The following is a 19,573-nucleotide window of genomic DNA, read 5'->3' as shown; positions in this document are numbered from 1 at the left end:
CCAAGGCGAACTGTCTTGGCAGCCTTAATTTAAACCTTCCTTAAAATTCAACAGTCGAACAAAATATCAATTTTGGAGACTGTTGAATTCGTGCGCTCTTTGCGCACAGTTATAATCAGCGACGTTTGCCGAAAGGCAAACTCGACAGTGTTTTTCAGCGGCTGAAAATAAACCTTAGGTTGAATTTGCGATATAATCAGGTTATACTGAAAAATATCTGTGCGTCATAAATTTTTATAATAACGGGAAATCCTATGGAACAGACACTGGTCAAGATGATCCGCAATACGGTGCGCTTATATCCTGAAGTGCCGGTACAATATTCGCGCAATTTGTCCGGGAATTTTGAGCCTGTTACATATAAAGACCTTTTTGAAAAGGCGATGAATTTTGCCGGAGCCCTTTTGTCTTTGGGATCTAAAAGAGGCGACCGTATAGGAATAATTTCCGACAACCGCAAAGAATGGCAGCTGTGCGACATCGGTATAATGGCGATCGGCGCGATCGACGTTCCGCGCGGCTGCGACGCCACTATTAAAGATCTGGAATATATACTTTCTTTTACCGAATGCAGCATAGTTATAGCTGAAAATCAGGCTCAAATAAAAAAGATTCTTTCCATAAAAGCGAATTTGCCGAACCTTCAAAAACTTATTTGTTTCGAACGCGTTCCCGAAGCTGAAATTTCGGAAGCGCAAAAAGGCAACATCGAAATTCTGAATTTTGAAAGCGTTTTAAGCGAGGGAAAGATTTTTTGCCAAAACAATGAGAATTTGATTGAGACGGAAATAGAAAAAGGCGTTTGGGACGAGACGGTTTCCATCATCTTTACTTCAGGAACGACGGGTACGCCCAAGGGCGTAATGCTTTCCAACGGGAATTTTTTGGCACAGCTTGACGAACTTCCCGAAAGAATTTATTTGAATCCGGGCGACCGCGCTCTATGCGTGCTTCCGATATGGCACGCGTTTCAGCGCCTTTGCGAATATGTGGTTTTTATTCAGGCGGCCGCTATATGCTATTCAAAACCGCTGGGAAGCATTCTTATTGAAGATTTTAAAAAGCTCAATCCTCACATCATGCCTGCCGTTCCGCGCATATTTGAAGCCGTTTACGAAGGAATCACAAGGAAGATGCGCAAAACAGGCGGATTTGTGTACGTTCTTTTTAAATTTTTTACGGCAGTCGCCGTCATTCACAGCCGCATTGACAGGAAACTTTTTCGTAAGACTGCCCGCTTTACAAAAGACAACTTAGGTTTTTGGTGGGCGGTTTTGGTTTTGCCGTGGCTTATTTTGTATCCCGTAAAGCTTCTGGGAGCCGGGCTTATATTTTCAAAAATCAAAGCCATGCTCGGTAAAAATTTTCGTGCGGGGGTTGCAGGCGGCGCCGCTTATCCCGTTGCCGTAGATGAGTTCTTTTGGGCTATAGGAGTAAACATAGTTGAAGGCTACGGTCTTACGGAAACGGCTCCCGTTGTGGCGGTCAGACCCATGGCGGATCCTGTTTTTAGGACGATAGGGCGCGCAATACGCGGGGTTCAAGTGCGCATTGTCGATCCGAACGGAATGATTTTGGGGCGCTGCCAAAAAGGCGTTCTTCAAGTGAAGGGCAAGACCGTGATGAAAGGCTATTATAAACGCGGCGATCTGACTGAAAAGGTGATCTCGAAAGACGGTTGGCTTGACACCGGCGACATAGCGATATTTACGCTCGACGATGAAATTCAGCTTCGCGGACGTATGAAAGATACAATCGTTTTGCGCGGCGGCGAAAATATAGAACCGCTGCCTATTGAGATGAAATTAACGGAATCACGCTTTATAACTTCTGCCGTTGTCGTAGGGCAAGATCAGCGTTTTCTTGCGGCTCTTATTGTTCCTAATAAAACGGAATTAAAAGAGTGGACGGAGGAGAACGGAATACAGTACGATACTTTCGAGAATTTTATGAATTCCGAAGAAGTTAAAAAACTTTTTGAAACGGAAATAGCCAATGCGATAAACGCTCAGAACGGTTTTAGGCTGTTTGAAAAAGTAAACAAATTCACACTTTTAAATAAGGAATTTGAAGTCGGCGTAGAATTATCCGCCAAACAGGAAATCATGCGTTACAGACTTAATGAAATTTATGCAAAAGAAATCAACGCGATGTTTAAATAATGTTTTGTTCTTTTTAATGATCTTTTTATTGGTTTCGTGTGCGACTACGCAAAAAAACATAAACGCCGATCGGTCGATTAAGGTGAATGTGTCGTATTTTAAAAACGTACCGCTATTACCGACGGAAAATTTATTCCGCCCGGTTCACGACGTATATGAGCTGAACGTAAACCTAAAAGAAAAAAGACATTCTTACATTATTTCCTTAAAAGCAGATAAGACTCTCGTCCATATAATGTTTTTAAACAAGGAAAAGGGTGCGATGCCTGAAATAAGATACGATGATAAGGGAATAAAGCTTTCAGATATTGATTTTCCGGCGGGAATTACAAGCCAAGAAATCATCGCTCAATTTCAGTGGTGTTTTTACAAAGTGGGCGATGTTGCTAAAGTCTTTTCCGAAAACGGCTTACGCTTGGCTATAGAGACGGAGCATACTTCCAATAAAGAGATAAGACGCATATATGACAAAGAAAAATGCATTATTGAAATTTCAAACAGTCCGTCGCTTATTCGGTTTATCGATCATAAAAAGCGTCATTCTTACGTATTGATACCTATAAGGTGATAAAAAATGCGGAGCGTTCTTTTTTTGCACGCTCCGCACCGTTTACGATCGGAAATATCCCGATTGATGCGAATTATTTACCTGCGTTTTTTGCAGCGCTTTCACCGGCTATGCGTCCCGAACCGATCGCCCATGAATTCATCATTGCAGTCATCGAGTCTCGGCCGTTTGCATATTCCATTCATTTTCATCAATAATATCTATATCTATATATTTTTTATAATTACAAAAATCCTTGTCTAAGGAAAGTATAGAAAAGTTGTTATTCGCCGCTACACTGCAAATTAAATAATCAATATGAGAACCTTGTATCCCATGCTTTCGACAAAGATTAAAATATTCAGCGGCTGTTTCATAATCTCTTGTCGTTATTTCAAAGTCTGAAAATGTTTCAAGCTTCTGCCTTAGGGTTGTATACGTATTCAAATCAGAAATACCACTTAAAATTTCTTGACGTATCGGACCAATCATTATCACACGTCTCTTCCGTATCAGATTTATCAAATATGACTCAAGTTTTTTTTCTTTTTGACAAAGCTCTCTTTTCCTGAGAATCAATGACCACACAGATGTATCTACAAGTATAAAATTCATCTGCTTCTCATTTTTTTGTAATCATAGTCCGAATCATATTCTATCTGACCGAACATTTGGATCAGTTCTTCTGATTGCCGCCTTTGGATAAATTCCTTTAAGGCTGTATTCACAGTTTCTTTTTTTGAATTATAACCGCCTATTTTATAGGCCGTTTCGAGAAGCGCTTCGCTTATTGCAAGATTCGTAGCCATAACAAACCTCCACACATACAATATACACATAATAATGTGTAATCGCAAGAAAAACGCTGCATTAAGGAAGTGCTGATTAAAGCGAGGAACACATTTAATCAGCACTTCCTCTTGTTTATAATCAAATGTTGTGGATTGCCTGAACAGGTTTGTATTTACCTGCTCTCAAACAGTTCTTTCATCCGGAGAAAGTTATCGTACATTTTTTGCCAGCGGGGATTGTTTTTATGCGGAACGCAGTCTTCCTGCCAATTCCACCAAAAATATCCGCCCACATAGCGATCGTTATACGGCGTCATAAGATAATACGCATCCGCCTGTGCGTCAAAAGAGCGCCCTGCTTTATGCGGAGAGGCAAAGCCGCATTCACCGAAGCCTAAAGCCGAATTAGGAAACAGAGAATACAGGTTTTCAAACATTGTGTGCCAGTCTTCGTGTTTGCCCTCGTTATCTTCATCATAGTAGCTTACAAGCACGTAATCGAGGGCGTCTTTCATATCGGAAGGTATATACTCCGTAAGCCAGTTTTCCATAGATATGTCCTGGTCGCCCGGCTTAAACATGTATGCCGTCAGTGCCGTTTTAAATCCGCTCTCATGTGCGTAAATCCACGCGGCGTACGCTTTTTGGCCGTTTAACGCATCTGTTCCGCCCGTCCAGCCCTTGCCGTTAATTTCGTTTCCGACTTCCCAAATATCTACATATCGGGCAAGGTGTAAGGCGCATTCGACAAAACGTTTTTTATATGACTCTACCGTTTTATAGAGCTTCATATCGTAAGAATCGCATGGGCAGAGCATTATGTGTGCGACATCGTGCAGACGGGAAAGCAGGGGAATAAAATCAGACGGTTCGATATCGGCGTCGATTACTATGCGGGCGGTAGGCTTTACCGGAAGCGCTCGTATTGCGGCGATAATGCCGTCTATCGAAGACGGCGAGAGGTCGTCAAGGGTTATGCCGTACATAGGCGACGTATGCGCGTAACAGACCGGAAGCAGAATGATAAAAAACAGAATTTTTCGTATCATAGATTTTTTAAAACAGTATACAGAAAGACACGTATCGAATAAAGCCGTTTGCAGACTGTTGCTGTCGCCCGTGCGTCAATGCGGAATTTTAGGTTAGAGGTTTACGTGATTCGCCGCATTTTTCGAATCCTTGACTTTTCCTATGCATATTTATACAATCGACTGCATACAAACTTTTAGGAAGGCGTATGCCGAAATCGACCGAGGCTGCCGTCGCGCAGCGATTGCTTGAAGACAAGGACACCGACTCCCGCACCAGAGTATATACCGGTCCGACGGAAAAAATCATTACGGTTTTGCTCTGCGTTTGGGCTGTCTTTCAGCTGTATTTCAATACCGTCGGGGTTATGAGCGCCGTAAACCTGCGCGCGTTTCACAGCGTCTTTTTGCTTTTGTTCGCTTTTTTATTGTATCCTGCGACGAAAAAAGAAAACAGAAAGCGCCGCTTTCCACCCGTTGTCGATTTTTTTCTCATCGCGTTTGCTCTTTTTACGTTCGGCTATTTTATACTTCACTATACGGCGGTCGCTCGGGGCGGCGGCCGCGTTACGCCTTTTCAAATCGCAGTTGCGGCGATTGCGCTTGCCGTCGTTTTTGAAGCGGCCCGCCGCACATCGGGAAACCTTGCTTTTCTTGCGGCGCTCTTCCTTGCGTATAATTTTTTCGGAAAATATATTCCGGGACAGCTCGGACACAACGGCTTTACGATAAAGCGAGTCCTTGTCACGCAGTTTTGGGGTACGCAGGGAATTTTGGGCGTCGGCGTCGGAGTGTCGGCGACGTATATCTTTTTGTTCGTCGTTTTCGGCTCTTTTTTAAAGCACAGCGGTTTTTCAAAGTTTATCAACGATTTTTCTCTGACGCTTGTCGGGCGCACGCCGGGAGGACCTGCAAAGGTCGCCGTCTTAGCATCCGCCCTCATGGGCATGATAAACGGATCGGCCGTCGCAAATGTCGCGACGACCGGTACGATCACGATCCCGCTTATGAAGCGGACAGGATACAAAAAAGAATTCGCCGCGGCGGTCGAAGCGACGGCGAGTACCGGCGGTCAATTTTGTCCCCCGATAATGGGCGCCGTCGGTTTTGTCATGGCCGAGTTTTTGAACATAAGCTATACTGCCGTCATGCTCGCAGCGATAGTGCCGGCGTTTTTGTATTATTTGGGAATTCTGCTTGCCGTCCACTTTGAAGCTAAGCGCATGGGGCTTCCCGGCCTTTCTAAAGAGAACATCCCTGATGCTTTGAAAGTGCTGAAAGAGCAGGGACATCTTGTGCTCCCGCTCGTGCTGCTTATCGCTATGATGGCGAAAGGATTTACTCCTCTTCTTTCTGCGGTTGCTTCTATTTTTGCCGCCGTCGGCGCGAGCTGGCTCCGAAAAGACACTCGCATGACACCGGATAAGATAATCGCCGCCTGTGCGGAAGGCACGAAGGGTGCCGTCGGGGTGGGTGTGTCGTGCATTATCATAGGCGTCATCATCGGAACCGTGACGCTGACGAGCCTCGGCCTAAACATGGGCTACGTGATTTTAAACGTCGTGCCGAACAAGAGCATCTATTTAACGGGACTCCTTGTCATGGTTATGTCGACGATATTGGGAATGGGTGTTCCGGGCGTGGCGGCCTACGTCATCGTGCAGGCTGTCGCCGTTCCCGTTTTAATAAAAACAGGCGTGATTCCGATAGCAGCGCACTTGTTCTGCCTCATCTACGCATGCCTTTCGAATATCACGCCGCCGGTCGCGATCAGCTGCTACGTTGCAGCCGGCATTGCGGACTCGGATCAGCTTAAAACGGGACTGCTTGCCGTGCGGATAGGGCTCGTCGGATTTTTGATTCCGTTTTTCTTTTTGGCAAATCCGGTACTGCTCATCGGAAGCGGAAGCGCTCCTCTCGCGATGAGCCTCTGGTCGATGTTTACGGCATCGGTCGGCACGGTGACGCTTGTCGCAGGTCTTGAAGGATGGCTTTTGCGCCGTGCAACCCTTCCGGGACGGGCGGCTCTCATCGCAATTGCGCCTCTTTTGCTCTATGCGGGCGTAGTCTCCGATGCGATCGGTTTTGCGCTCCTTGCAGCGGTGTGCGTTTATCAATACGCAAAAAACCGAGTGCAGGCGAAAAAGATTTCCGATTCGGAAAAGCGCACATAAGCGGAGGCTCAAAGAATATGGTTACACGAATGATAGTGCGCTTGCATGTGTTCTGCAAAGCGCGCGGTTGAATTTTTTGAAAATGGAAGTTTTAATAAAAGCTGCTTTTAAAAGCTCTGTCGGTTTTTAGAGGTTTGCAAAAGTTTTTATAGGGGTGAATATGAAAAACGTATCGATTAGGATTATCTTTGCCGCACTTGTTGCGGCTGCCATACTTGCAGGCTGCAGCGGAAAAAAGACTGCGGCGGGCGGACACGAAAAAGTGACGATTAAATTTCCGACGGCGTCCGCTTCGGGCGCGCTCTATGCGGTAGGAGCCGCGATCACAAACGTGTGGGACACGAAGATCGATTTTGTGAGCGCGTCGAGTCAAGCGTCGAACGGCGGAATCGACAACCTTAATCAGATCGCCGACGGAGAGTCGCAAGTGTCTATTGCCGTCAGTTCGAACTGCTATCAAAGCTATAACGGCACCGACAGCTTCGATGGCGCTGCGAATAAAAATCTCCGCATCATAGCGGGTTTGTATTTTAATCCGAACCAGGTCGTCGTTACAAAAAAGTCCGGCATAACTTCTCTTTCCGGCATCAAAGGCAAACATTTTGCCGTCGCCGCTGCGGGATCGAGCGTTGAAGGCGAGTGCAAAAACCACTTTACCGCGGCGGGCTTGAATTATCCATCCGACATTCAAACCGAATACATCGCGTTCGGGGACGCGGCCGACATGCTCCAAAACGGCGCGCTCGACGGCGCATGGATTATGAGCGGTATTCCCGCAGCCGCCGTTTCTCAGGCGTGTTCGTCGGGATGCGGTCTTGTCGGGATCGGAGACGATATCCTAGAAAAACTACGTTCATCCTATCCGTGGTATGCGCGCTATACGATTCCTGCGGGAACCTATCCCGGACAAAATGCGGATATTGCAACGACGGCTATTAAGATGACGATGTTTTGCAATTCGACGCTCGACGATGAAACGGTGTATATGCTCACAAAAACCTTTTGGGAAAACGTCGACGAACTCGGAAATGCGCAGCGCAATTTAAAAGGCTTGACGGCGCAGGATGCGGTAAAGGATATTGCAGGCTTGCCGCTGCACGAAGGCGCAAAGCGCTATTACCGAGAAATCGGTGTTTCCGTCGATTAACGGGCGGCGTCCGATTTCTCCGGTACGGTAGAGGTTTTGTGCTGCGCGGTATGGCGACACTGTAATACTCACACGCTGCGGACGGGAGGGGGCGCATCTGTGCTCACAAACAATGAATAATTATTCGTGTTTTGCTAAAATACAAACGGTATGATATATAAAGACGACCGCATTGTCTTTTTGGCGCGCTACGACGACCCGCAAGCGCATAAGCATTTTGCAAAGCATGTGCTCATTTCTTCCCTGCCTTTTACCTGCATTGTGGAAGAAGCAAGTGAAAATCTGCGCTCGATCGTCATTCAATCGAACGTCATGCATCGCATAAAGCGGAACAAGGATGCGCCTATGGCGGTGTTTTTGATCGATACGACATCCGAGCTTTCACGTATAATCGACGATGAACTGCTAAAAGGGAAAAACTTCGGTGCGCTTCCGAGTGAAATTGAAAAGCATCTCATATGTATGCTTGAGAACAGGGATCCCTTAGAAGCCGTAGATGAATATCTTGTCGGCACTCTCGCCATGCATGCAAAGCAAAAGAAGCGGAAAGCGAACGGTGCATACGTATTCGGTGATCTTTGCAAGCGAGAGAGAGCGCGAAATATGGACTGCCGTATCACCGAAGCGATCCGCCTTATAGAGCAATGCGAAAGTATCGAAAGCGACGCATACGATACGTTTCCCCGTACGCTGTGTTTGAGCAAAAGCCGATTTTTACATTTGTTTAAAGAAGAAGTCGGCATCGATTTTAAAAACTATCTTCTCTTAAAAAAACTCGAAAAGACCTGCCGCTGCGTTATCGAAAAAGGCATGAGCATAACGAACGCCGCAATCCTTGCAGGCTTTTCAAGTTCCTCTCATTTTGCGACCGCCTGCAAAAAATACTGCGGCATATCGTTTACGGACTTTCTCAAAAGCGGAAGCTGATACCGGCAACATCGCTTAAAAAAATCTTGCCGAAACTCTTCGCGTTCTCCAAATTACTTCACTTCGACGAAAAAAATCGAGGGGTTGAAAAACAGCGTCCTGGTGGAAGTATTTTCCTATCCGATCCGTTATTCTATAAGGGCTGTCTCAAAAGTCGGTTACTTTTTCGACAGCCCGTCGAGTTTAAAATTAAGTCTCTATATTGTAATGACTTAATTTTAAACATCGCATAGTACATTAAGAAAACTGTCCAAAAACTTCAGTTTTTGGACAGCCCCGCTTGAAGCTGTACTGTCGCTTCCTGCAAAAATTTTTATGGGAGGAACTATGATTCAATTTAAAGTCGGTTTATATAATTTAAATGACAATGCAAACTATAATTTTCAGCTTAATAGGCTTATCAATTGGGACGGAGGCGACTTGGATGAAACGGCCGCCGTGTCGCGCGGTATTCGCACGCATGACGACTGGAAGCATACGCTCATCCGCTTGGGAGACAATGCGCTCAAAGAAAGCAGAACCGAAAACGCGATCGCTTATTATCGCATGAGCGAGTTTTTTATGGCGGACGGCGACGGCGACAAACTTGCTTATTATAAAAAAGCCGTCGATCTATTTTACACGTACTATGCCGATTATTTTTCGTCGGGCACGGTTGAACTCTTCGACGTTCCGTTCGGCTCGATCCGTCTTCCGGTTATGCACGCAAAAGCCGGCATGAGCGCTTCGCATAAAACGCCGAAAGGAACGATACTCTTGCACGGCGGGAACGACAGTTATTTTGAAGAGCTGTTTTTCCCCATGTTGTATTTCGCTGAAAACGGCTACGATGTGTATCTTTTTGAAGGGCCGGGACAGGGCGGCGTTTTGCGCGTGCAGGGAGCGACTTTTACGCACGAATGGGAAAAACCGGTTACGGCGATCATTAATCATTTCGGCCTGGACGACGTTGTTATCGTTGGCGCTTCGTTGGGCGGAATGCTTGCGCCCAGAGCCGCCGCATTCGAAAAGCGCATTACGCGGGTTATCGCATGGTCGGTGTTTCCGAATTTCTTGCACGTAGCCCTCTCTGATTTACCCGGTGCGGTGCAAAACTTTTTTAAAACGCTGCTGCGTCTTCGCTTAAAAGGCATTATAAACGCCGTGTTGTATAGTCAAGTAAAAAAAGATCCTGCTTTCCAATGGGCGCTCAATCACGGCATGCACGCATACGGCGCAAAAAGCCCGTACGAATGGATGCAAAAAATGAACGATTTTCAAATGCTCGATATTGCGGACAAAATTGATCAGGACGTGTTGATTTTGCAGGGCGCAAAAGATCACTTTATCGATTGGCATTTATACCGCGAAGAAATCGATGCGCTCACCGGCGCAAAATCGGTAACGTTCAGGCTGTTCACCGACAAAGAAGCGGCGTCGAACCACTGTCAATGCGGAAACAGCCGCCTCGTGCTGGACACTATGCTGGGCTGGCTGGAAACAGTACGCACTCCGCAGTGAGCATGAACTGCCGTTAATCATGAGAATTGCGAATGTCGGTCTTTTTTCTACACTTTAAATTTCTTCACTTCTTCCGCCAAGTTTTGAATGCTCGCCTTGTTCTTTTGAGTGATCTCGTTTACTTCCTGTACTGCGTTGTTTATCTGAATGGCTCCAGCAGCCATCTCGTTCATGCTATCGGTAATAATTCTTGTAAGGCCGTCAAGTTTTTCCATCTCCCTAGCGACGCCTTCGCCTCCCTTAAGCATCTCTTCGGAACCGTCTTTTACTTCTACCGTTACGGTATTTATGTCTTTGATCGCGGCGAGCATTTCCTTGCTGCCTTTTTCCTGTTCCTGCATGGCTTCCGTCAAGCGGTCGCTCATTGTTTTTACCTGTTCGGTTAAGCTGAAAATGACGTTGAACTTTTCTTCTGCAGTTTTAGAAGAGGCCGAAAGATCTTCAATTTCACCTGAGAGTGTTTTAAGAGTGTTGGTTATCGTTTTACCCTGTTCGGCGGAATCTTCGGCAAGCTTTCGTATTTCGTCCGCGACGACGGCAAAACCCTTACCCGCTTCGCCTGCGTGAGCGGCTTCGATCGCAGCGTTCATTGCAAGCAAATTCGTCTGTGAAGCTATGTGCTGAATAACCGCGCTCGCTTCAATTAAACTGCCTGATTCTTCTGCGATCTTTTGAGTTACACTGTTCGAGTTAACGATTGTGGTTTTACCGTCGACCGTTGCGTCGGCGAGAGTTTTAATCACGCCGTCGGTTTTTTCAAGAGTCTGTCCTATGGACGCAATGTTGCCGACCATCTGTTCGATCGCAGAAGAAGACTCCGCGACGCTCGCCGACTGGTTTTCGATGCTTGCGTTCAATTTATTTATCGTGTTAACGATTTCTTCGATCGTAGCGGCGGTTTCGGTGACGCTCGCCGCCTGTGTCAGGGCCTGCTGCTTAATGCTGTCTATGTTTGCGCTGATTTCGTGTACCGCGCTTGCAGTTTGGGTCATATTGCTTGCAAGTTCGCTTCCGATTTCTTCCATGACGCTGCTGTTTTCGCCTACCGCTTTAATTGACGAGCCGATTTTAGCTATAGTCTGATTAAAGTATTCGGACAAGTCGGTTACTTCGTCGTTACCCGTTATCGGAAGACGTACCGTAAGGTCGCCTTCGCCCTGCGCAATGTCTTTTAAAGCTTTGACGACGATTCTTACTGGCCTTACCATTTCGCGGGCAAGGAAGTAAACAATAATAAGGACGACGATCAATATGATCAGTCCCGTAACGTTCATCGATATGCTCAGCTTATTTACCGTTCCCATAAATTCATTAACCGGTGCGCGGACAATAATCGACCAATCGGTAGTCTGCATCGTAGCAAAAGAGGCTATGTACGATACGCCTTCGTATGTATAGTAGCCTATTTCGCTTTCGTCGGTATCTAAAACGTGTTCCAAAAAAGCGGCGGTTGAAGCAAGCGTTTCGTCCGTTTTTGCCTGTTCGATAATGTTCAGTTGAGTTTTAACCAGTTCGTCGTCTTTATCGGCAATAATAGTACCGCTGTTACCCATTATATAACAATTGCCCGTTTTACCGACGACTATGTCTTTAATATAACCGGAAAGTCTTTGTGCTTCTATAATGGCATTTAACGTTCCTACGATATTGTGGTCATTGTTATAAATAGGTACGGCGAAAATAATTAAAAAAGTTGTGTGGTCGAATGCCGAAAGAAACGGTTCAGTTATTCCTCTTCCGCCTGCTACGGTTGTCTTGTACCATTCTTTATGACCCTCTTTGAGCGATCCACTTAAGGTATATGTCGTTCCTTGAGTATCGCTGACTTGTAAATCCAATATGATCGGATTAAAGGCCGCTTCTTTTTTGAGAAGATCAAGCTTTACAGAATATGATATGTTGGGATCTTGTAATTGAGGCATTCTGGCAATTCCTTCCAGCAGTTGAAAAAATGCATTTACTCTTCCGTCGACAATGCTGGCAACGTCGGTAGCTTTGTCGATAAGATGCGTTTCAACTTTTTCTATGACCGCTTTTCGTGACGCAAGGACGGCGAATACGATTTCAACTGCCGAAGTTATAGCGATTAAAAGTCCGAAAATAATGATAAGTTTATAACTTATAGAAAAACGCTTTTTCATTTAAAGCCTCCAAACTATTGTAAATAAATCTTCATTCTTGATTTAATAGGAAGAAACCGCCGCCCGTCGACGGTAAATAAATTGACGTGTAATTTTAAGGAACGCAATCTCCTTACGTCATAAAGAATAGTATATCACTGAATATATGATATGAAAAGAACGCGCATTGCATGTGCACATTGCATGTACGTGAATTTGCATAGCTTTTTGCGTTTTGTGCCGAAACGCAAAGAGCGTGGCGAAATAGCACGAAACGCAAAACATTGACAAACGGATAAAAACATATTAGCGTTGCTTACATTCGATATGAAAGCAACGGATATAAAACCCGAACGCGGGAAAAATAATGCTCATACAAAATTCCCGTCGCAATCGGAGCAATCAGCGGAACACGTAAAGACAAAGGCGCCGAATTCCAAAGAGCGCATTTTAGAGTGCGCCGCTTCCGAATTTTTGCAAAAAGGCTGGGCGAAAAGCTCGATGCGGGAGATCGCAAAACTTGCCGGCGTTACGACCGGCTCTCTGTATTTTCATTTTAAAAACAAAGAAGCGCTTTTTGACGCGCTTGTAAAAGACGTGTATGATTCTCTTTTGGCAAACCACCGCGCAATGTACGACACCTTTTTTAATATGCCGCCGGACACGAAAAAGCGGCGCGCCTTTCGTTTTGAAGGCCGCAAAAAAACAGTGGACTTCGTATATGCACATTACCGCGCGGTAAAGCTGCTCGTGTGCGGTTCGGCCGGCACGCGCTATGCCGATTTTTTTTCGCTCATGATGGAAGATACATACAAAGCCGACGTGCGCGTTTTGGCGTCGCTCAAAGAGTTCGGCGGCGTACTGCGCTCCGGCATAGACCTGCGCCTGTATTCGGCGGTCGACAAAAGCTTTTGGAACTGCCTGTTCGAAACCGTCCGCTTGGACATCCTATACGAAGAAGCGCTCCGGTACGTTGCCCTGCTCGACGAATTTTACGAAGCAGGCTGGCGGAAAATTCTGTGCGAAACAGAATAAAAAAGGCTTTCGGTTACGGTACGGCAAACGTTTTTTATCATTTACAATCGTTTCATTCATAGTGTAATTCAGCGCCGTATATTCTAACTGATTTGCGATTATACACTTTCATCGGTTTGCCGCTTTTTTCTTGACAAATTTCTTCGTGCTTTATATCATAACAGTGTTATGTTAGCGTCGGCTAACATAATATTCTAGATAGTACGGGGCTTTATCAATCTTCGTATTTTGATAAAGGCCGTGGTTGATGAATTAGGGGAAATTATGCTGCAAAGATTTTTCGCGTTGTCTGACGCGGGGACGCGGAACTTGCGTTCGGCGATTACGTTCGGCACTATTATCAATTTGTTTTTGATGGTTCCATTGGGGCTTTCGCTGTATGTGCTGCGCTATTTTTTGGCGCGTATTATGCAGCTGGGCTTTCAAGCGCCGAATGTATGGGCGGTGTCGGCGGCCGCTCTCGCGATGATTGCCGTGTTGTTCATCCTCGAAAAGCTGAAGTACGGCAAGACATATAACAGTGCGTATGAAGAAGCGGCAAATGTGCGTATTTCGCTTGCCGAATCGCTTCGAAAGCTCCCGCTGTCGTATTTCGGCAGGCGGGATTTATCGTATTTGACTTCGACGCTTTTGAACGACGTTACTCTGATTGAAGAATCGCTTTCGCACGCCGTGCCGGAGCTGTTCGGCGGCATCATTTCGATTTTGATTGCCGCGGCTCTTTTGGCGTTTTTGGATTGGCGGATGACGATTGCGCTTTTTATCTTCGCCTTTGCAGGATTTTTTATCATCGTCGCTGCCCGATCAGTGCTGGATAAAAAAGCAAAGCAAGCGTTTGCGCAAAAAGATTTGATCTACGATTCCCTTCAGCAGATGATCGACAATATCAAAGTGCTGAAATCTTCCGATAAAAAAGCGGTGTATGTGCAAAAGCTCAAAAACGATATTACCGAGTCAACGTACATAACGCTCAAAGCGGAAGCGGTGGGCGGAGCGTTTATTTTCGGTTCGGCGGCGATTGTCCGCTTCGGCTTTCCGCTGGTGATTTCATACGGAGCGTACTTGCTGGCGCATGGGAGAATCGAACTGTTGACATATATCGTCTTTTTGCTGGTCGCCTGCCGCATTTTCGATCCGCTGACGACGGTGTTTATGATGCTCGGTGAATTCTTTTTAATGATGATTGCCGTTGAACGCAAACAGGCGATTGTCAACTATCCTAAACAGACGGGAAGCGAAACCTTCAAGCCGAACGGTTACGATATTCGCTATGATAACGTATCGTTTTCGTATAATGAATCGAATGGCGGGGAAAGTGCAGGCGGCGGCGCAAATATACCTGACGGCGCAGACGAGAATACGGTAAGCGGAATCAGTTTTACCGCAAAACAGGGTGAAATTACCGCCCTCGTGGGGCACTCGGGCTGCGGTAAATCCACGATTGCACGCTTGGCTGCACGCTTTTGGGACGCTTCATCGGGTACAGTGAGCGTCGGCGGCGTCGATGTTTCCACCGTAGATCCGGAAACTTTGCTTGCAGCCTTTTCGATTGTGTTTCAGGACGTAGTGCTTTTTAACGACACGGTATACAACAATATCTTAATCGGCAACCGAAACGCTACAAGGGAACAAGTGCTTGCCGCCGCAAAAGCCGCACAGTGCGATTCGTTTATCGAAAAACTGCCGCAAGGCTATGACACGGAAATCGGCGAAAACGGTTATACCCTTTCGGGCGGAGAACGCCAGCGGCTTTCCATCGCCCGTGCTCTTTTAAAAGACGCGCCGATCATCCTCTTGGACGAAGCAACTGCCGCCCTCGACCCCGAAAACGAAACGCTCATCCAACATGCTATCGGCACACTTATAAAGGGCAAAACCGTTATCGTCATCGCTCACCGCCTGCGCACCGTCGAAAACGCCGACAAGATTATCGTACTGAACAAGGGTATGATTGCCGAAACCGGCACCCACTCCGAGTTGATGGAAAAGGACGGCATTTATCGACAGATGTATCGGTTACAGCGGGAAAGCGAGCAGTGGTCGGCTTAATAATTGTTAATGAATAATGGGCAGTTGATAATGGATAATCGGTAAGCGGCGGTTTGTAAAAAACTGTGCCGATAAAAATGCTGCATGCTGTTCAAATAAATTAAAATCCGCTGCCGTGGTTTTATGCAGACAAATTATCAAGACATCGGTTTTGAACTCAAGTTTATTGAAGAGGACGGTGCTTGGGCGGAATTCGATTTAGGAGAAACGTCGTTCGCCCTATTGCAACGACCTGCGGAAAAAGGTGCGGTACAGCCTGCAAAAACACGGATTATGTTCGAGGTAAATGATATTGAAAAAATGCGGCGGCATTTGATTTCTCTCGGCGTCAAACTGATCGGAGATATCAGGGAAGAAGCCTACGGGAAATTGCTCACCTTTGAAGACCCCGACGGGCATTGGCTGAAGTTTTTTGAAAACAAGCGGGCTTGAAGAAACGATCGTATCGTTTATAAATAAAACAGTGTAGGAGAGTCTGAATGGACACATATAAAAGATTGTTTAAATATACGCCGGAAAAAATACATTGCGTGTATATTTCGGTGGTGTGCGCCGTACTGGGAGTTGCTTCTCAGATGGGGGCATTTTGGTTTTTATGGAAGTTTTTGTACGCGCTTTTGGTTACAAAAAACGTTACGGACGGCTCGATGTACGCGACGGTGATCGTTTCGCTGTTGGCGGGCTATTCGGTTGTATACTTTGCCGCTTTGTGGGCGTCGCACGTACTCGGTTTTCGGCTTGAATCGAATTTGCGCAAAACCGCAATCAAACATTTGATGAACGCATCCTTTGCGTTTTTCGATATGAACCCGTCGGGAAAAATTCGCAAGCTCATAGACGACAACGCGCAGGAAACGCATATGCTGGTTGCGCATTTAATTCCCGACAATATTTCCGCGCTGTTTACGCCGATTTTTATGTTTATCATCGTGTTTGCGGTCGATGTAAAGCTCGGTTTTTTGCTCCTCGGCGTTGCGCTTATCGGCGGTGCGCAGATGATGTTTATGATGGGCAATAAAAACTTTATGCAGAAGTATCAAGCGGCATTGGAACGGATGAATGCCGAAGCGGTCGAATATGTGCGCGGTATGCAGATTGTAAAAATCTTTAAAAGCACCGTCGAATCCTTTAAGGCGTTTTACGAAGCGATTACCGGTTATTCGGATTTGGCATACAAGTACACGCTCAGCTGCCGTTCTCCGTATGTGATGTTTCAAGTGCTGTTTAACCTGTTTGCCGTCTTTACCATTCCTGCCGCCATTTATTTTATGAATAAGGGCACCGACGGAAATCTCATCATTGCAAAAATCGTCTTTTTTGTGTGCATTGCCGGCATTCTTTTTTCGGCGTTTATGCGCGTGATGTATGTCGGAATGTACAACTTTCAGGCAAAAAGCGTTGTGGATAAGCTCGAAAATCTTTTTGCGGACATGGAAAAAGACAATCTCGAACACGGCACGGAAGAAAAGTTTGACAACTTCGGAATCGAATTTAAAAACGTTTCGTTCGGCTATACCGACGAAAAGATTTTAAAAGACGTGAGCTTTACGTTGGAGCCGAACAAAACCTACGCGCTGGTCGGTTCGTCCGGAGGCGGGAAATCAACCATTGCAAAACTTATTTCCGGTTTTTATAAAATAAATTCAGGCAACGTTTTAATCGGCGGAAAGGATATTTCGTCATATTCACGGAATGCGCTTATGCACAGTATCGCCTTTGTGTTCCAAACGTCGAAGCTTTTTAAAACGAGCATTTTTGAAAACGTCAAAATGGGTAATAAAAATGCAAGCGATGAAGAAGTGATGAACGCGCTCCGGCTCGCCCGCTGCGAAGACATTTTGGCAAAATTCCCCGAACGTGAAAAAACGGTTATCGGTTCAAAAGGCGTGCACTTATCCGGCGGAGAAATTCAGCGCGTTGCGATCGCCCGCGCTATTTTGAAAAACGCGGACATTATCATTTTGGACGAAGCCTCCGCGGCCGCCGACCCCGAAAACGAATACGAAATTCAGCAGGCATTTTCCAATTTGATGAAAAACAAAACGGTTATTATGATTGCGCACCGCCTCAGCTCGATTAAAAATGTCGACGAGATTTTAGTTGTCGAAGACGGAAACATCATCGAGCGCGGCAGCGACGCCGAGCTTATGCAAAAATGCGGAAAGTATAGCCGGCTGCAAAAGCTATATTCTCAAGCAAATGAGTGGAGAGTCTAAGAATGAATAAATTACAAAAATGGTTCGGGGTTACCGAATCGGGAGCAAAAGGAATAGTTACCGCGTCAATATGGTCGATGCTTGCGGATATCTCGTTTATTTTACCGATGTTTTTGACAATGTTTTTCCTGCAAAGTTATTTTGACGGAACGCTGCGGCCGGCGGGATTTTATATCGGTATTATTGCTGCCCTTGCGCTTGTGATGTATGTGCTCGTGCATATCAATTACAATACGCTCTACACCGCGACGTTCAAAGAATGTACGGAACTGCGCGTCAATATTGCCGACCGGCTCAAGGCGCTGCCGCTTGCGTATTTTTCGAAGCACGATGTTTCCGATTTATCGCAAACGGTGATGACCGATGTCGCCGCAATCGAACATGCGCTCAGCCACGCAATTCCGCAAACAATCGGTCTTGTGCTGTATTTGATTATAATCGGCGCGATGATGATTGCCGCTCATCCGGGATTGGGTTTATGCGTATTTGTCCCGATTATCATCAGCTTTATTTTATTGATCCTGTCGAAAAAAATTCAAATACGGGAAACAACGCGGGACTTTCATAAACAGCGTGAGCGCACGGAATTTTTTCAAGAAGCGATAGAACTGCAACAGGAAATTAAAAGCTATGGTCTTACGGAAGACACGGCTGAAAAACTGAATCGCAATGTCGATGAAGCGGAAAAACTACACTTAACTGTGGAAGCACATCAAGCGATTCCTCTCAACATCGCACTGCTGTTTTTAAAGTTTTCTATCGGCGTTACCGTATTTTTCGGACTAAAAATGTATCTGGCAGGCACGGCACCGCTTTTGTATCTTATCGGCTATATTATCGCAGCCTCGCGCGTTACCGACGCGGTTGCGGGCGTCGAAGCGAATCTTGCGGAGATGATGTATATCGATTCGCGCGTTAAACGCATTAACGAGCTGCGTGAAACAAAAACGCAGGAAGGCGAACCCGCTTCTTTGCGGCATTACGGCATTCAATTTGAAAACGTCGAATTTTCGTATAACGACGGGCAAAAGGTTATCGACGGCATTTCGTTTACTGCCGAACAAAACCGCGTTACCGCCCTTGTCGGCCCTTCAGGCTGCGGAAAGACAACCGTGCTCCGCCTTGCATCCCGCCTCTACGATTACAACAAGGGACAAATCCTTATCGACAGCAAAGACATTGCAAAGATCGACACCGACAGCCTTTTCGATAAAATTTCGATTGTGTTTCAGGATGTCGGACTTTTTAATACGTCGATTATGGAAAATATCCGCGTCGGAAATAAAAACGCAAGCGACGACGAAGTAAAAAAAGCCGCCCGTCTTGCAAACTGCACCGAATTTATCGAAGCGCTTCCGGACGGCTACGATACGGTTATCGGCGAAAACGGCAGCAGGCTTTCAGGCGGAGAGCGTCAGCGTCTTTCCATTGCACGTGCCCTTTTGAAAAACGCGCCGATTATCATCCTCGACGAAATCAGCGCTTCGCTCGATGTGGAAAACGAAATGAAAATTCAGGAAAGCCTCAACACGCTCATAAAGGGCAAAACCGTGATTATCATTTCGCACCGGCTCAAGTCGATCGAAAACGCCGACAAAATCATCGTAATGAATAAGGGCAAAATCGATGCGGAAGGTACGCACGCTGAACTCCTAAAAGCTTCACCGCTCTACCGCAGCATGATTGAAAAATCGGGTTTGACGGAGACGTATGTTTATTAAACGGGAGGTTTAATTTCGACCGCTGAAATAGCGCGGTCTCATTAAACGGCGAGTTTGCTGTGCAAACGTCGCTAATTAACGTATGCGCCGCTCGAAATTTCGCGCTTACGCGCTCGTTGCGGGGCACGCGCACGAAAACGTCATTCTCGGAAATTG

Annotated in this window: 15 protein-coding genes; 11 read left to right on the top strand and 4 right to left on the bottom strand. The window is 46.1% G+C overall.

Annotated elements, in window-relative coordinates; translation table 11 throughout:
- The first annotated feature begins 254 nt into the window (after positions 1-254).
- Together HRQ91_RS11415 and HRQ91_RS11410 are read left to right on the top strand one after the other, a co-directional pair.
- Positions 255-2,162 (top strand): AMP-dependent synthetase/ligase, encoded by a 1,908-nt coding sequence (locus HRQ91_RS11415; protein ID WP_210119647.1) that lies wholly within the window; start codon positions 255-257, stop codon positions 2,160-2,162.
- A gap of 16 nt (positions 2,163-2,178) precedes the next feature.
- Positions 2,179-2,730, top strand: a complete 552-nt coding sequence (locus tag HRQ91_RS11410; RefSeq protein WP_210119646.1) for a DUF3261 domain-containing protein — start codon at positions 2,179-2,181, stop codon at positions 2,728-2,730.
- Positions 2,731-2,880: 150 nt separating this feature from the next.
- On the opposite strand, the gene vapC is transcribed toward HRQ91_RS11410, so the two are convergent.
- The 3 genes from vapC to HRQ91_RS11395 form a co-directional block, all read right to left on the bottom strand.
- Positions 2,881-3,324, bottom strand: coding sequence for a type II toxin-antitoxin system VapC family toxin (gene vapC, locus HRQ91_RS11405; RefSeq protein WP_210119645.1), 444 nt, complete (start codon positions 3,322-3,324; stop codon positions 2,881-2,883).
- Positions 3,321-3,518 (bottom strand): type II toxin-antitoxin system VapB family antitoxin, encoded by a 198-nt coding sequence (locus HRQ91_RS11400; RefSeq protein WP_210119644.1) that lies wholly within the window; start codon positions 3,516-3,518, stop codon positions 3,321-3,323. The genes vapC and HRQ91_RS11400 overlap by 4 nt, the downstream gene beginning before the upstream one ends.
- 155 nt (positions 3,519-3,673) lie before the next feature.
- On the bottom strand, positions 3,674-4,549 hold the full coding sequence (locus HRQ91_RS11395; RefSeq protein WP_210119643.1) for a glycoside hydrolase family 113 protein: 876 nt from the start codon (positions 4,547-4,549) through the stop codon (positions 3,674-3,676).
- Positions 4,550-4,737: 188 nt separating this feature from the next.
- Here HRQ91_RS11395 and HRQ91_RS11390 point away from each other — a divergent pair, with 188 nt between their 5' ends.
- From HRQ91_RS11390 to HRQ91_RS11375, 4 genes are all read left to right on the top strand, one after another.
- On the top strand, positions 4,738-6,702 hold the full coding sequence (locus HRQ91_RS11390; protein WP_210119642.1) for a TRAP transporter permease: 1,965 nt from the start codon (positions 4,738-4,740) through the stop codon (positions 6,700-6,702).
- Between the two features lie 160 nt (positions 6,703-6,862).
- Positions 6,863-7,849: a TAXI family TRAP transporter solute-binding subunit gene (locus tag HRQ91_RS11385; RefSeq protein WP_210119641.1), complete on the top strand. Its 987-nt coding sequence runs from the start codon at positions 6,863-6,865 to the stop codon at positions 7,847-7,849.
- A 150-nt stretch (positions 7,850-7,999) separates the two neighbouring features.
- On the top strand, positions 8,000-8,776 hold the full coding sequence (locus tag HRQ91_RS11380) for a helix-turn-helix domain-containing protein (protein ID WP_210119640.1): 777 nt from the start codon (positions 8,000-8,002) through the stop codon (positions 8,774-8,776).
- Between the two features lie 327 nt (positions 8,777-9,103).
- Entirely contained in the window at positions 9,104-10,276 is a 1,173-nt protein-coding gene (locus HRQ91_RS11375) for an alpha/beta hydrolase (protein WP_210119639.1), read from the top strand.
- Between the two features lie 47 nt (positions 10,277-10,323).
- Here HRQ91_RS11375 and HRQ91_RS11370 read toward each other — a convergent pair whose 3' ends face one another.
- On the bottom strand, positions 10,324-12,417 hold the full coding sequence (locus HRQ91_RS11370; protein ID WP_210117595.1) for a methyl-accepting chemotaxis protein: 2,094 nt from the start codon (positions 12,415-12,417) through the stop codon (positions 10,324-10,326).
- Between the two features lie 306 nt (positions 12,418-12,723).
- Here HRQ91_RS11370 and HRQ91_RS11365 point away from each other — a divergent pair, with 306 nt between their 5' ends.
- From HRQ91_RS11365 to HRQ91_RS11345, 5 genes are all read left to right on the top strand, one after another.
- Positions 12,724-13,431, top strand: a complete 708-nt coding sequence (locus tag HRQ91_RS11365; RefSeq protein ID WP_210119638.1) for a TetR/AcrR family transcriptional regulator — start codon at positions 12,724-12,726, stop codon at positions 13,429-13,431.
- A 264-nt stretch (positions 13,432-13,695) separates the two neighbouring features.
- Positions 13,696-15,480, top strand: coding sequence for an ABC transporter ATP-binding protein (locus tag HRQ91_RS11360; protein WP_210119637.1), 1,785 nt, complete (start codon positions 13,696-13,698; stop codon positions 15,478-15,480).
- A 123-nt stretch (positions 15,481-15,603) separates the two neighbouring features.
- On the top strand, positions 15,604-15,912 hold the full coding sequence (locus HRQ91_RS11355; RefSeq protein ID WP_246473231.1) for a VOC family protein: 309 nt from the start codon (positions 15,604-15,606) through the stop codon (positions 15,910-15,912).
- Between the two features lie 47 nt (positions 15,913-15,959).
- Positions 15,960-17,696 carry an ABC transporter ATP-binding protein gene (locus tag HRQ91_RS11350; protein WP_210119636.1) on the top strand — a complete coding sequence of 579 codons (1,737 nt, stop codon included), beginning with the start codon at positions 15,960-15,962 and terminating at the stop codon, positions 17,694-17,696.
- Positions 17,697-17,698: 2 nt separating this feature from the next.
- Positions 17,699-19,417 (top strand): ABC transporter ATP-binding protein, encoded by a 1,719-nt coding sequence (locus HRQ91_RS11345; protein WP_210119635.1) that lies wholly within the window; start codon positions 17,699-17,701, stop codon positions 19,415-19,417.
- Positions 19,418-19,573 lie beyond the last annotated feature (156 nt).

It is taken from the genome of Treponema parvum (genome assembly GCF_017893965.1).
Classification (GTDB): Bacteria; Spirochaetota; Spirochaetia; order Treponematales; family Treponemataceae; genus Treponema_D; species Treponema_D parvum.
This window is presented reverse-complemented; position numbering and strand designations above follow the sequence as displayed.